This window comes from Pseudomonas putida S13.1.2 (assembly GCF_000498395.2).
GTDB lineage: Bacteria > Pseudomonadota > Gammaproteobacteria > Pseudomonadales > Pseudomonadaceae > Aquipseudomonas > Aquipseudomonas putida_Q.
Map to the genome: position 1 here is coordinate 6,055,617 of NZ_CP010979.1, position 13,313 is coordinate 6,068,929.

The following is a 13,313-nucleotide window of genomic DNA, read 5'->3' on the forward strand; positions in this document are numbered from 1 at the left end:
ATTGGTAACCAAAGTTGCAAGCCTGTTTTTACAGGCTTGCAACCGTTACGAGACATCCGATGCTTCACGTGTCAGGTAATAGATGTGCAAAATGCCAGCGCTGATGAGCGTCAACAATCCAGCTGTCATGATGACGCTGGCTGTACTGGTGATTCCTGCCAACCATGCGCCTGCAGCTGGCAGGACAATAAACAGGGAGATTGCACAGCTTCTCGCAGTAGAAAATGCTGTGCCCAGTATTCTGCTGGGACATGTAAGTTGAAGAGTCGATGTAAAGCCTTGAGAGGTGAGTCCATATGCAAATCCTGCAATTAGGAAAAGGATCGGAAATGAATAAGGTGTAATTATTTCAGGAATTAAACCTACCGTGGCTACAACGCATAAGCAAACGCCAAATATAGAGGAGGCGACAGTAGCGCATAGTAGAAAGTGCCGTCTATAAATCTGCGGGAAAGCAAGCCCGGCTATAATTCCACCAATTGCCGTTGCGCTGACTACCTGGCCGAACGAAGCAGAGCTTAAGCTCAGTTCTTTCATGAAAAGACTTAGCAAAGAGTCATAAATTCCCAGCGCTGCTGATTGAACTAGCATACATAAAAGAAATGCTTGAGCAGTTGTGTTAGATGCAAAGAACTTTAATACCTCGTTCAGGTTAGGTTTATGTTTGGTTTCGCCAAACTTTTCGGCATGTATTTTTTGTGAGCTCAATAGCCATACAAAGATCAGTCCATTGAGGCTGATGCCTGCAGAAATTAGAAAACCGTAAGTGCTATTGCTCCAAGTGATAGATAATCCAGCAGCAAGGGGTGCTATTATTTTAATGGTCTGATCGGTGATGCTGACTAATGATGTGTTTTTTATTATGCTTGTGGGGGGTAAGAGTCGAGCTGTTAATACGATTTCAGCTGGAGTTGATCCAAGGTTTGAGAGTCCTTTAAGGCTTATAAAGAGCAAAAAAAGTTCAAGGTTAGAAGCAAGTAGAAGACAGGTTGCAGTAATGGCTCTAACGCAAAAGCTAACTGCTATAATTGCACGTGGTGAGTAGCGATCAGGTAATGATCCAATATAGGGGCCGAATATTAGCGAAGGCACACCATAAAGTGCTGCTGCAAGCGCTAGGGTATGGGCTTCTGCGTCAAATATGAAAGTCAGCGTCGAAAATATTAGTATAAAGTCAAGCCAAACTGTTGCAGAGCTGCATAACCGTATTCCGTACAGATAGCAATACTGTCTGGTTGCCAAGGTTTGCATTCCCGTCACTCCACTTTCGTATACATGATGTCATCAATTACAAATGTAGAGATGCTGTTATGAGTACAGAATTTTTCCAAGTCAGATCTATTGTTAATGAACCCCGCACCACTGAAATTGAGTGATGTATTGCATAAAACTCCAGTGCCGCTGAGTTTTTTGAAGGCTTTTAATAGGTTGTAAAGCGCGGGGTTGTCCTCAGAGGTGATAGTCTGAACGCGAGCGGTGCCGTCGGCATGAGTGATGGCTTGAAGTCTTGGGTTTATCACTTTGTAGAACGACAGCATATATTTGCTGGATTTGCAGTTCTCAAAGTGTAAGGGAGCATCTGTCTCCAGGCATATTGGGGCTATAGGTCGGTAGTTTTCTCTCTGTTTTAGTTTGTTCAATTTTTGCGTGGTTGTTTTAGAGAACGGGGATGCCAAGATCGAACGATTACCTAATGCTCTTGGGCCGATTTCACAACGCCCCTGTATCCAACAGATTATTTCCCCTTCAAGAATTTTTTTGCAGATTGTGTGAGGCTGGAGTGGGGAAGGACTATAGGATGACCTTGTAGTGGAGTTTTGCTCGAGTATGAAGGGTTGACCTGAATAAACACTCCATTCCAAGCCACACCGTCCAGTCATTAGTTTCTGCGCCAGCGCAGCTGCCCCGATAGCCACACCAGTGTCATTGGTGCATGGGGGGACGAATACATCCGAAAACAAGCCGCTCTCTTCCCACTTTCTATTCCAGTCGCAGTTTAAACCGCATCCGCCGGAAATTAATAATGGGATTTTCTTTTTTATGTGTGGAAGTGTTTTGGATCTTATATGTTCGAATAGTGCATTAGATATTTTCTTTGCAAGATCGCAGAATGGTTGACTGTGCGGCCCGATATTATAGTATTTGGAGTCTACAAAATCAGATTTTGAAAAAGTATCTATCGGAGAAGAGCTGGCAATTAGGTAGTCGAGCATGTCTCGTTCGTCTCTGCTCGTTCGGGAGTTGTAGCCAAGGCCAGCGAGCGCCATCATTTTTCCCGCGTCGCCCAAGCGGCAATAACCTTTGGGCAGGTTGAAATGTGGGTCAGCTATCCCAAATGCAAAGGAGTATCTGAGGCCAGGGCTTTGAATGATATTTTCAAGGCATTTTACTTGTAGGCCTTTGTTGATGTAGTAGAGGCTACCAATAAATCCTTCCAGTAGAAGAACATAGCAGTCGGAGATGTCTGCATGCTTTGATAATGCATATGAACATATGATGTGCGAAAGTTCGTGGCTGCAGTAGACCCATGTCATGTTTTTGTTGAGTTTAGTACTGTAACCCAAGCCAAGATATCCCCCATCGATCGGATCATTTCGGGGGTCATGCCCTTTTGCCCAGCCACTTATGGCTATTGCATCATATTCATTGTTGATCGATGTGAGAAGGTTTAAAAGGTCGCTGGGGGAGTTAGCTGAATACCTGGGGTTGTTGTCCTTTTCTGCTTCGTAACTGAACACCAGCTTGTTGTTTTCGACTAGGCAAATGTGACCGTCGTGACCGATGTTATAGCTTACGATTCTCATGAGTATTCCTTGGCTTGATCCAGAACAGGTACATGTCTGAAAAAAATGAGGGGTTCACCGACTCAAATATGTGCCACTTGTGGAGTAAGTCTCTCAGGTCTTCTCCACTATTAAATTTTGTAAAGCAGGGTGCGTGGAGTTGATAAGTTTCGAAGCCGCAAAAATCTAGATTGTATGTCCGGAGAAGGTCGTAAATTCTTTTTGGGGTATAGTTATCTTCATAGGGGTTGAATAAGAGATCCATGCACCCTTGGTGAGAGAAAAAATCTCTCGACCAGATGATGCTCTTCATTTTGTCAGGATATTGAGTTGCGGCAAGCTTCCTTATTGCTATGAGGTTTTCTGGGGAATACGTTATTTTGTGTTTGCTGCATTTCTCCTTTAGGGTTTCAATAGATGTTCTAGCTGTTTTGCTATAGAGGCCGAGCTTTATAGTCCCGTCTCTGCGCAGCGCCATCAATAAAGCCTTGATACATCTGGAAGGTTGTTTGAGGTGGTGTAAAACTCCAATGCATTCAATTATGTGGAACTTTGTTTTAAGATTTGATATGTCGAAGATGCTGCAGTGGATGAAGCTGACATTTTCAATGTTGTGCTTCTGTTTCATTGCGTTGGCGAATTGCAGGCTTGATAAACTTATGTCTATTCCAAATATTTGAGCGTCTGGATAGTTGAGAGCCATCTGAATTGCATGGCGGCCTGTCCCGCAACCTGCAATAAGTATTTTGGCTTTTAGCGAAAGCTTATTCGTGTTAATTAATCCGGTGGTAGAGAAGTAATCGTAAATTGTGCTGGGTGTATGATGGGGTAAATATGTCCATTTTGGATAAGGGTTTGACTCGTAAAATGATCGAAGAGGATCTCCTGTAGTATCGTGAACAAGCCTATTGAGAGACTGGTTCTGCCCCCTCGGTTTTCGGATATGTAATTTTGAAGTATTTGAAGTGATCTGGCATAATTTATGCCTGTCAGTGTTGAAAGCGTGTTGGGATAAGTGGTGTTGAGCGTCAATGACTTCGGATAATAAGGATTGGCTCTTTTGATCGAGATCGGATAAGTATTCTTTTGAGCGTTCAAGTAGATCCTCAAGTATAGGGTTAGTAATGATCTGAGTCGTTAGAATTTGAAAAGAAAATTTATAGTTGAACAAGTGTGCTGCGAGTTTCGATGGCCACTTGGCTTGTGACGGGTCTATAGTTGATCTTGGTAACAGGTTCTTATAGTAAATATGTGACAGTAATTCAAAGTCAATTTTTTCAACGTTGGAAATTTTTTCTAGTGTTATTAATGTTTGCTTGTTGCTGCTGGATACAGTGGCGCTGGACAGCAGGTCGAGATAATTCACTGCGATCTCATAACTGGTGATGTCTTCTGAGTCTATAGCTTTTTCGTACGCCCAGAGACCCAAGTTGATTTTTTTGATTGAGTGGCAGGCACGTGCCAAGTTTCTGTAGTAAATGTGAGCATTTTTTGTTTTGTTGTTTAATTGCGAGCAGGCCTTTCTGTATAGTTCGATAGATCTTTCTGTGTCTCCGAGTTTTTCGTAAAGTGCGCCGAAGTTGTTGAGTGTCTTTATATTGTTTTTGTCAAGGATAAGACTTCTTTCGTATGCGGCTGCTGCACGAGGAAGTTGTTGGTGGCTGAAAAGCTCATCGCCTACTCTTCGTTCGATTTCGGAGGCTTCGTGACGCAGTTGTGTATCGTCCATATGATAACTAGCTCCTAAATTAGTTTCTGCATATTAGGAGATATAGGGTCTGAATAACCAGGGCCGCTAGCTATTACGAAGAGGGAGTGTTCGTTGATGCCGTCTACTTCCAATAACTTGTTGAGCATGTCGTCGATGAAGTACCCGCTGATCCAAGTATTCAACTTGTAGGCTGTTGCGGATAAATTAAAAGTCTGAGAAAGATGCCCAACCTCCATTAGAGCTGACCGGTATGCTCTTGAGTGAGGATATTTCCACCAGAGCTTGTCAAACCTAGACGTCATGACGATAAGGAAGGATGCATCTGTGGCAAATGTCTGATGACATAATGTTTTACTCAGATCGACAATGTCATTTTTGATGAGTGATAATGCATGATCTTGTGGTCTATAATGATAAACACCTTTTTTAAGCCCTTGGACGTTTAGTGCAATGAGATAAGCTTCTGTAGCTTGTAGGCACCCAGCGCTTGGTGATGAGCGTCTATAGCCAATGGTTTTTATTCCGCGCGCGGCTAATGCCTCTTCATGCGTGTTCCCATGAAACTTGCCAAAGGTGGTGAACAATAAGTCCGAAACAATTTTCACATCGGTGTCTAAGCATTTGAAATGACGGCTCGTTTTTCTGTTTTTTAGTGTGCTCAGTAATGAAGACTCTAGCTCTATTAAGCATGGTCTAGGTAAGCTTGTTACAGCTCCAGTCCGCTCTATGTGAATCGGAGGTATGCTGGCGGCAATACTCTCGCAAAAGTCGACGTAAGCAGCCTCTGGATTCTCTGAGTCATTAGACAAGTCGCACGGGAAATTGTGTTTTGTACCCAAATGGAAGATTTTTGCGATATCGTCCCATCCCCATTGTTGGCGTGGACTTTCACTCGCCTTGTCAAACGTTGTCAGCTCTAGTATGCCAGCGTCGATAAGTTCTTCGTCGATGTTGTCAGTGGCGGACCGGTATTCTGATAAAGTTGTTAGTTCGTAAATTCTATCCAAATACTTTTGGTCGTAAATCTGGTATTGCTCGCCATTCTTCAAATTCCATAGGGCGAACATGCCTTTTTTGGCAGTGAAGACGATGTCTTCGTTGAGCTGGTATGTTTTCATTTTGTTCTCGTTTTTATTTTTTATAGTCCTGGGCAGGCGCGCACTGCCCAGGATTGCGGATTAATCCACCAGTGCTTTCACATGATCAAATCGCGCTACAACGATGTGATAGGCGTTGTTGGACAGCGCGCTAAGGTGACTCTGCAATGTGACCTTTTTCATGGTTAGTTCCTCATATTTTTGTTGTTGAAGTCGGCGTGACTTCGCAAGTAAGAATAATTTCCATGTTGTGAAAGTCAACCGCATATGAAGGTAGGAAAGTTCTGAGTGGAGGGTAGGAATTTTCCGTGGTATTAAAAACATTGATTTTCAGGAGTTTGGATGTTTTCCGCGCATTAATGCACATAAAAATGACTGATTTTTTTTGGGGTGCGCCAGGTTCTCAGGGGAGCAATTTTTCCTGCAAAAAACTGACCCACAGGTTTAAACTTTGGGTTCCCTTCACAGGAGCAGAGCAGTGCTGACACATCTTGATTCCCAGGGGCGGGCCAACATGGTCGACGTCACTGAAAAGGCCGTGACCGAGCGTGAGGCCACCGCCGAGGCGCGGGTGCGTATGTTGCCGCAGACCTTGCAGATGATCGTCGACGGCGAACATCCCAAGGGCGACGTGTTCGCCGTGGCACGCATTGCCGGGATCCAGGCGGCGAAGAAGACCAGCGACCTGATCCCGCTGTGCCACCCGCTGATGCTGACCAGCGTCAAGGTCGAGCTCAGCGCCGAGGGCGAGGACGCCGTGCATATTGTCGCCCGTTGCAAGCTGGCCGGGCAGACCGGTGTGGAGATGGAGGCGCTGACGGCTGCCAGCGTTGCCGCGCTGACGATCTATGACATGTGCAAGGCTGTGGACAAGGGCATGGTCATCGAACAGGTGCGCCTGCTGGAAAAGCTCGGCGGCAAGAGTGGCCACTACAAGGTGCAGGCATGATGAAGGTCAAGGTGATGTACTTCGCCCGCTACCGCGAACTGCTTGGTGTGGATGGCGAGCGTGTAGAAGGCGCGTTCAAGGTGCTGGACGATGTGCGCCAGGCCCTGGTGGCCAAGGGTGGGCACTATGCGGTGCTGGCTGAGCAGAACCTGATGTGCGCGCGCAACGAAGAGCTGTGCAAGCTTGATGAGCCACTGGAAGAGGGTGATGAAGTGGCGTTCTTCCCGCCGGTGACCGGAGGCTGAACATGGCAGTGCGAGTGCAACAAGGCGCGTTCGACCCGGGCGCCGAGGTGAATGCCATGCATGCGGCCAATGTTGGCGTGGGCGCGGTAGTCAGTTTTGTTGGTTATGTGCGGGATTTCAACGACGGCCGCGAAGTGGCGGGGATGTTCCTTGAACACTACCCGGGCATGACCGAAAAGGCGCTGGCCAAGATCGTGGTCGAGGCCGAGCAGCGCTGGCCGTTGCTCAAGGTGGAGGTGTTGCACCGCATCGGGGCGCTGGAGCCGGGCGAGCCGATCGTGTTTGTCGGTGTGGCCAGTGCCCATCGGCAGGCGGCGTTCGATGCCTGCAACTTCATCATGGACTACCTGAAGACCCGGGCGCCGTTCTGGAAGAAGGAGAATACCCAGGAAGGGCCGCGGTGGGTTGAAGGCAAGCAGAGTGACCAGGATGCGGCGGGGCGCTGGTAGACAAGGGTTTTATGGCCGGGGCATCGCCCCGGTTCGCGGGTGAACCCGCTCCCACAGGTAATCCGCAGCTGCTGAAGCCTGTGCAGTACCTGTGGGAGCCGGCTTGCCGGCGATTGGGCTGCAAAGCAGCCCCAGCATCAGTGGTGTTTGCGCGGCACCGGCTTTAGCAGCTCATCGGGCGGCATTTCGCACTTGATCTTGCGCCCCAGCAGCTCTTCGATCGCCGGCAGCTGATACGAGTCATCCTCCCCGGCAAAACTGATCGACACGCCGCTGGCCCCTGCGCGGCCGGTACGGCCAATGCGGTGCACGTAGTCGTCCGGGTCTTCCGGCAGGGTGAAGTTGATCACGTGGCTGATGCCATCGATATGGATGCCACGCCCGGCCACGTCGGTGGCCACCAGCACGGTGATGCGCCCTTCGCGGAAGTTTTCCAGGGTGCGGATGCGCTTGTGCTGCGGCACGTCGCCCGACAGCTGGGCGGCATTGATGCCGTCGCGCACCAGTTTTTCCTCGATGCGCCGCACTTCGTCCTTGCGGTTGGCAAACACCATCACCCGTTCCCAGTTGTTCTGGGTTACCAGGTTGTACAGCAGCTTGTACTTGTCGCTGCCAGCCACCGCGTACACGTGCTGCTCGACCGTTTCGCTGGCCACGTTTTCCGGCTCGATTTCGACGATGGCCGGGTTGGTGGTCCACTGCTTCGCCAGGTTCATCACGTCGTCGGTGAAGGTGGCGGAGAACAGCAGGGTCTGGCGCTCGCTTTTCGGTGGTGTCTGGCGAATGATCTGGCGCACCTGAGGGATGAAACCCATGTCGAGCATGCGGTCTGCTTCGTCCAGCACCATCACCTCGACCATGTCCAGGTGCACTTCGCCGCGCTGGTTGAAGTCCAGCAGGCGGCCAGGAGTGGCCACCAGGATGTCGCAGTGGCGTGCTTCAAGCGCTTTCAGCTGCTTGTCGAAGTCCATGCCGCCGACAAAGCTCATGACGTTCAGGCCGGTGTACTTGGTCAGCGCAGCGGCGTCCTTGGCAATCTGCACCACCAGCTCGCGGGTAGGCGCGATGATCAGCGCACGCGGCTCGCCCATGTAGCGTTCCTTGGGCGGTGGCGTCTGCTGCAGCTGGGAAATGATCGAGATCAAAAACGCTGCAGTCTTGCCGGTACCGGTCTGGGCCCGGCCGATGGCGTCCTGGCCGCGCAGGGTATACCCCAGCACCTGCGCCTGGATCGGCGTGCAGTACGGGAAGCCCAGGTCGTGGATGGCGTGCATCAGCTCGTTGGACAGCTTGAAGTCGTGGAAGCGGGTCTTGCCTTCCTGTGGCTCGACCACGAAGTCTTCCGGCTTCCACAGGCTGGCCTGCGGTTTGGGCTTGCGCTCGCGACGCGGTTTGTCCTTGGCCGCTTTGTCGGCAGGTGGCGTAGCAGCAGCGGGTTGTTCAGCCTTTGGGGCGGGGTTGGCAGGCGCTACGGCCGGTTTTGTTGCGGACCGGGCCTCGCTGGCGGGTGCGGGCGCAGGCGGCGTCACGCTGGCAACAGGAGCGACGGCTTGTGGCGCGGCGTCTCCCTTGCCGAATATTTTCTTGAGTGCTTTGAGCACGATCGTCTCATCAACTGATTAAGGAATGTACGCCGGGCAGTGTAATGCAAGATCCGGGCGCGGCGTAGTGGAATACTCCCACAACTACAAGAGAACCAGCCTATTGCAGCTGCTCGCTGAGCCAGTTGTGGATGTCGTTCAGTTCTTCGACCACCACTTCGTGTTCCATCGGGTACTCGTACCAGCGGGCGGCGACGCCCCAGGTGTTCAGGTACTCGAATGCGGTGCGGCCCATGGACGGGATCACCACCGGGTCATGCACGCCATGCAGGCACAGGGCCGGGGTGCGCTGCTGGCAGGCACTCAACTGGTGCTGGTCGTTGAAGGTGGGGGCATAGGTGGACAGGGCAATCACCCCACCCAGTGCTTCTTGCCACTTTATATAGGCAGTGTGCAGCACCACCGCGCCACCCTGGGAGAAACCGGCCAGGAAGATACGCGACAGGTTGATGCCTTTGGCCTGCTCGGCCTTGATCAGGGCAACCACTTGCTCGGCCGACGCTTCCAGCTGCGCTTCGTCAATGGCGCGGGCCGGGGTCATGGCCTTGATGTCATACCAGCTGGGCATGGCATAACCGCCATTTATGGTGACTGCTCGGGTCGGGGCCTGGGGCATGATGAACCGGGTGCTGAGCAGGCGCTCCTGCATGAATTCGGCTACCGGTAGGAAGTCGTAACGGTCGGCCCCCAAACCGTGCAACCAGATCACACAGGCATCAGCGGTTTTCTGTGGTTCGAGAATCAGCGGGTTGGTCATGACTGCTCCGAAAGTGTGCGGGTCTTGTTATGGCGTGCGTGAAAAGAAGGCGCTGGAAATGATTGTCGGAAAAAGAATGTCGCAACGATACAACTTTCCCTACTTGACGAGCGCTTAAACGCTACAGCCACAGAATCTGGTACGCGCTTTGCAATCCAATCTGTGATGCAAAGGGCGGGCCTAGACGGTAACACCCTTAGCACGCGAAGGCTGTCACAGAACAGTCCATTGCGCCAATTGACCCAATAACAAGCCAATACGGGTCGGATACGCCTCAAAAGGGTGCGGTGCAATTCCGGCTCGACACAACAAGAGCGATTTGGAGGTTGTGAATGAAGATGTTGAAAACCACCCTGGCAGTCCTGACCGCTGCCGCCGCACTGGGCGCCGTGAGCAATGCCCAGGCCGGCGCCACCCTTGATGCGGTAAAGAAGAAGGGCTTCGTCCAGTGTGGCGTGAGCGACGGTCTTCCGGGCTTCTCGGTACCTGATGCGCAGGGCAAGATCGTCGGTATCGACGCCGATGTCTGCCGCGCCGTGGCCGCCGCCGTGTTCGGCGACGCGACCAAGGTCAAGTTCAGCCAGCTCAACGCCAAGGAACGCTTCACCGCCCTGCAGTCGGGCGAGGTCGACGTGCTATCGCGCAACACCACCTGGACCAGCTCGCGCGATGCCGGCATGGGCCTGGTGTTTGCCGGTGTCACCTACTACGACGGGGTTGGCTTCCTGGTCAACAAGAAGCTGGGTGTCTCCAGTGCCAAGGAGCTTGATGGCGCAACCATCTGTATCCAGGCCGGTACCACCACCGAGCTGAACGTGTCGGACTTCTTCCGCGCCAATAACCTGAAGTACACCCCGATCACCTTCGACACCTCGGACGAAAGCGCCAAGTCGCTGGAGTCGGGCCGTTGCGACGTGCTGACCTCGGACAAGTCGCAGCTGTTTGCCCAGCGTTCCAAGCTGGCCGCGCCGACCGACTACGTGGTACTGCCGGAAACCATCTCCAAGGAGCCGCTGGGCCCGGTGGTGCGTAAAGGCGACGAGGAGTGGTTCAGCATCGTCAAGTGGACCCTGTTCGCCATGCTCAACGCCGAAGAGGCGGGCGTCACCTCGAAGAATGTCGAGGCCGAAGCCAAAGGCACCAAGAACCCGGACGTGGCCCGCCTGCTGGGTGCCGATGGTGAGTACGGCAAGGACCTCAAGCTGCCCAAAGACTGGGTAGTACAGATCGTCAAGCAAGTCGGCAACTACGGCGAAGTGTTCGAGAAGAACCTGGGCCAGAGCACCGACCTGAAGATCGACCGTGGCATGAACGCCCTGTGGAACAACGGCGGCATCCAGTACGCGCCACCTGTGCGCTGATGGTTGCACCCTGCGGCGGCATCCCGCCGCCGCAGGCTGTTCGAATCCCTACTGTCCGGGGCACTTCATGCAAAATCAAATCGGCGCACCCAAGGGCTTGTCCCTTAATGATCCGCGTGTGCGCGCGTGGCTGTTCCAGATCCTCACGATCGTCTTCGTGGTCGGCCTGGGCTGGTACCTGTTCCACAACACGCAAACCAACCTGCAACACCGGGGTATCACCTCGGGCTTCGACTTCCTCGACCGCAGTGCCGGCTTCGGCATCGCCCAGCACCTGATCCCCTATGTGGAGTCGGACAGTTATGCGCGGGTGTTCGTCATCGGCCTGCTCAATACCCTGCTGGTCACCTTCATCGGCGTCATCCTGGCGACGATTCTGGGCTTCATCATTGGTGTGGCTCGCCTGTCACCGAACTGGATGATCAACAAACTGGCGACGGTGTATGTGGAAACCTTCCGCAACATTCCGCCGTTGCTGCAGATCCTGTTCTGGTACTTCGCGGTGTTCCTGACCCTGCCGGGACCGCGGGGCAGCATCAACATCGACGATATGTTCTTCATCAGCAACCGCGGCCTGAACATGCCTGGCGCGTCCATGGCCGATGGCTTCTGGCCGTTCGTCGTGGCCCTGTTGGTGGCAATTGCCGCCGTTGTCGTGATGGTGCGCCTGGCCAACAAGCGTTTCGACGAGACCGGCGTGCCGTTCCACAAGTTCTGGGTGGGGCTGGCCCTGCTGCTGGTCATCCCGGGCCTGAGCGTGCTGTTGTTCGGCAACCCGGTCAGCTGGGAAGTGCCCCAGCTCAAGGGCTTCAACTTTGTCGGTGGCTGGGTGCTGATCCCCGAGCTGCTGGCGCTGACCTTGGCGCTGACTATCTATACGGCAGCCTTCATTGCTGAAATCGTGCGTTCCGGCATCCGTTCGGTCAGCCATGGCCAGACCGAAGCCGCGCGCTCGCTGGGCCTGCGCGAGGGCCCGACCCTGCGCAAGGTGATCATTCCCCAGGCACTGCGGGTGATTATTCCGCCGCTGACCAGCCAGTACCTGAACCTGGCGAAGAACTCGTCGCTGGCGGCCGGTATCGGCTACCCGGAGATGGTCTCGCTGTTCGCCGGCACCGTGCTCAATCAGACCGGCCAGGCCATCGAGGTGATCGCCATCACCATGAGTGTCTATCTCGCCATCAGCATCAGCATTTCGCTGCTGATGAACTGGTACAACAAGCGCATTGCGCTGATCGAGCGGTGAGGATACGCCCGTGAATGCCCATGTTTTCAAACCCGATATGCCGCCACCGGTGAAAACCGTCGGCGTGCTCGCATGGATGCGTGCCAACCTGTTCTCCAGCTGGCTCAACACGCTGTTGACCCTGCTCGCCATCTACCTGGTATGGCTGATTGTGCCACCGCTGCTGCAGTGGGCGTTGATTGACGCCAACTGGGTCGGCACCACCCGCGCCGACTGCACCAAGGAGGGCGCCTGCTGGGTGTTCGTGCAGCAGCGCTTTGGCCAGTTCATGTACGGCTACTACCCGGCCGAGCTGCGCTGGCGGGTGGACCTGACAGTGTGGCTTGCCGTCATCGGCGCTGCGCCGCTGTTCATCAAGCGCTTCCCGCGCAAGGCCTTCTACGGCCTGGGCTTCCTGGTGCTGTACCCGGTACTGGCCTACACCCTGCTGCACGGGGGGTACCTGGGCCTGGAAAGTGTACCGACCAGCCAGTGGGGCGGGCTGATGCTGACCCTGGTGATCGCTACCGTGGGTATCGTCGGCGCCTTGCCGCTGGGCATCCTGCTGGCCCTGGGCCGGCGTTCGAGGATGCCGGCCGTGAAGGTGGTGTGCGTGACCTTCATCGAGTTCTGGCGCGGCGTGCCGTTGATTACCGTGCTGTTCATGTCGTCGGTGATGCTGCCGTTGTTCCTGCCCGAAGGCATGAGCTTCGACAAGCTGCTGCGGGCGATGATCGGCGTGATCCTGTTCCAGTCGGCGTACATCGCCGAGGTGGTGCGCGGCGGCCTGCAGGCCATCCCCAAGGGCCAGTACGAAGCCGCCGCAGCCATGGGCCTGGGCTACTGGCGCTCGATGGGCCTGGTGATTCTGCCGCAGGCGCTCAAGTTGGTGATCCCCGGCATCGTCAACACCTTCATTGCCCTGTTCAAGGACACCAGCCTGGTGATCATCATCGGCCTGTTCGACCTGCTGAACAGCGTCAAGCAAGCTGCCGCCGACCCGGCCTGGCTGGGCATGGCTACCGAGGGCTATGTGTTCGCCGCCCTGGTGTTCTGGATTTTCTGTTTCGGTATGTCCCGCTACTCCATGCACCTGGAGCGCAAGCTGGACACTGGCCACAAGCGTTAGGAGTTT

Annotated in this window: 12 protein-coding genes; 6 read left to right on the forward strand and 6 right to left on the reverse strand. The window is 53.5% G+C overall.

All coding sequences use genetic code 11. The annotated features are described in order from the left end of the window. Positions 1-45: 45 nt before the first annotated feature. The 4 genes from N805_RS30320 to N805_RS26765 are packed head-to-tail and all read right to left on the reverse strand — an operon-like array spanning position 46 to position 5,612. Positions 46-1,251 (reverse strand): MFS transporter, encoded by a 1,206-nt coding sequence (locus N805_RS30320; protein ID WP_080956840.1) that lies wholly within the window; start codon positions 1,249-1,251, stop codon positions 46-48. A gap of 5 nt (positions 1,252-1,256) precedes the next feature. Beyond that, the gene (locus tag N805_RS26755) at positions 1,257-2,804 is read right to left on the reverse strand and encodes a carbamoyltransferase C-terminal domain-containing protein (RefSeq protein ID WP_033691997.1); all 1,548 of its coding nucleotides are present in this window, start codon (positions 2,802-2,804) and stop codon (positions 1,257-1,259) included. Next, complete coding sequence (locus tag N805_RS30325) at positions 2,785-4,512, reverse strand: methyltransferase domain-containing protein (RefSeq protein WP_080956841.1); 1,728 nt, start codon at positions 4,510-4,512, stop codon at positions 2,785-2,787. Before N805_RS30325 ends, N805_RS26755 begins: the two co-directional genes overlap by 20 nt. A 14-nt stretch (positions 4,513-4,526) precedes the next feature. Further along, positions 4,527-5,612, reverse strand: coding sequence for a SagB/ThcOx family dehydrogenase (locus tag N805_RS26765; RefSeq protein WP_019470606.1), 1,086 nt, complete (start codon positions 5,610-5,612; stop codon positions 4,527-4,529). Between the two features lie 457 nt (positions 5,613-6,069). On the opposite strand from N805_RS26765, the gene moaC reads away from it, so the two are divergent. Genes moaC through moaE form a run of 3 tightly spaced genes read left to right on the forward strand, consistent with a single transcriptional unit; the run spans position 6,070 to position 7,234 of the window. After that, the gene (moaC, locus tag N805_RS26770; protein ID WP_019470608.1) at positions 6,070-6,540 is read left to right on the forward strand and encodes a cyclic pyranopterin monophosphate synthase MoaC; all 471 of its coding nucleotides are present in this window, start codon (positions 6,070-6,072) and stop codon (positions 6,538-6,540) included. Then, positions 6,540-6,785: a MoaD/ThiS family protein gene (locus tag N805_RS26775; protein WP_019470609.1), complete on the forward strand. Its 246-nt coding sequence runs from the start codon at positions 6,540-6,542 to the stop codon at positions 6,783-6,785. The genes moaC and N805_RS26775 overlap by 1 nt, the downstream gene beginning before the upstream one ends. A gap of 2 nt (positions 6,786-6,787) precedes the next feature. Further along, positions 6,788-7,234, forward strand: a complete 447-nt coding sequence (moaE, locus tag N805_RS26780) for a molybdopterin synthase catalytic subunit MoaE (protein WP_019470610.1) — start codon at positions 6,788-6,790, stop codon at positions 7,232-7,234. A 137-nt stretch (positions 7,235-7,371) separates the two neighbouring features. Here the strand turns inward: moaE and rhlB are convergent, their stop codons facing one another. Together rhlB and N805_RS26790 are read right to left on the reverse strand one after the other, a co-directional pair. Further along, positions 7,372-8,835: an ATP-dependent RNA helicase RhlB gene (gene rhlB, locus N805_RS26785; RefSeq protein WP_019470611.1), complete on the reverse strand. Its 1,464-nt coding sequence runs from the start codon at positions 8,833-8,835 to the stop codon at positions 7,372-7,374. A 100-nt stretch (positions 8,836-8,935) separates the two neighbouring features. Beyond that, on the reverse strand, positions 8,936-9,592 hold the full coding sequence (locus N805_RS26790; protein ID WP_019470612.1) for an alpha/beta hydrolase: 657 nt from the start codon (positions 9,590-9,592) through the stop codon (positions 8,936-8,938). Between the two features lie 332 nt (positions 9,593-9,924). Between N805_RS26790 and N805_RS26795 the strand changes: the two genes are divergently transcribed. The 3 genes from N805_RS26795 to N805_RS26805 all read left to right on the forward strand — a co-directional run bounded on the left by N805_RS26795 (position 9,925) and on the right by N805_RS26805 (position 13,307). Continuing rightward, the gene (locus N805_RS26795) at positions 9,925-10,953 is read left to right on the forward strand and encodes an amino acid ABC transporter substrate-binding protein (RefSeq protein WP_019470613.1); all 1,029 of its coding nucleotides are present in this window, start codon (positions 9,925-9,927) and stop codon (positions 10,951-10,953) included. Between the two features lie 67 nt (positions 10,954-11,020). Beyond that, positions 11,021-12,199 (forward strand): amino acid ABC transporter permease, encoded by a 1,179-nt coding sequence (locus N805_RS26800; RefSeq protein ID WP_019470614.1) that lies wholly within the window; start codon positions 11,021-11,023, stop codon positions 12,197-12,199. Positions 12,200-12,209: 10 nt separating this feature from the next. Further along, positions 12,210-13,307 (forward strand): amino acid ABC transporter permease, encoded by a 1,098-nt coding sequence (locus N805_RS26805; protein WP_019470615.1) that lies wholly within the window; start codon positions 12,210-12,212, stop codon positions 13,305-13,307. Positions 13,308-13,313: the final 6 nt, after the last annotated feature.